This is a genomic window from Xenorhabdus hominickii (genome assembly GCF_002632725.1).
Lineage (GTDB): Bacteria > Pseudomonadota > Gammaproteobacteria > Enterobacterales > Enterobacteriaceae > Xenorhabdus > Xenorhabdus hominickii.
Window position 1 is genome coordinate 1 of the sequence record NZ_NJAI01000103.1, and the last position, 577, is coordinate 577.

General features: G+C 32.1%; 1 protein-coding gene. It reads left to right on the forward strand.

Annotated elements, in window-relative coordinates; genetic code table 11:
• Positions 1–281 precede the first annotated feature (281 nt).
• Positions 282–577: hypothetical protein (locus tag Xhom_RS25360; protein WP_145957538.1), on the forward strand; the 296-nt coding region annotated here is incomplete at its 3' end.

Consider the following 577-nt stretch of genomic DNA (forward strand, 5'->3'; position numbering starts at 1 on the left):
GCTACCGGAAGACGTACAGAAGGACTGTTACCCCATTTTTTCACGACTACTTGTGCCATTTTTAATTCCTCAAAGTATCAACAATGAAGATACTCTACCCGTTATAATTTTAAGTGTCAACTTTGTTGATACATTGCTTATTCGTTGTGATAATGCAAATGAAAACTGCTTTTCAAACATAGTCTAGGAGTCGGAAATTTCTGGGATTCCGGCTTACCAATGGCATTCGGTTAAGGAAATAATTATGTTATAAACATAAAGTTTAAATGGGGGAAAGAATCATGAATATCTATCAACGCCTAAACAAAACTTTTTTTAATTCATGTTCAAGAATTGATAAATCTTGGCAAAAAAGAAAGAGAACAATTGATACAAAACTGATTATTCTTTTCCTAATGAAAATTATATCAGGAAAGAATAATCATGGATATTTTTATATTATCAATGAAATATGGGATGACTGCATTCGTGAAAAAACACCACTTCCGCAATATAATCCTATCTCTGCTTCATCGATGTGCGAAGCCAGAATAAAATTACCTGATGATGCTATTAAAACTATAAACAAAGATATCGT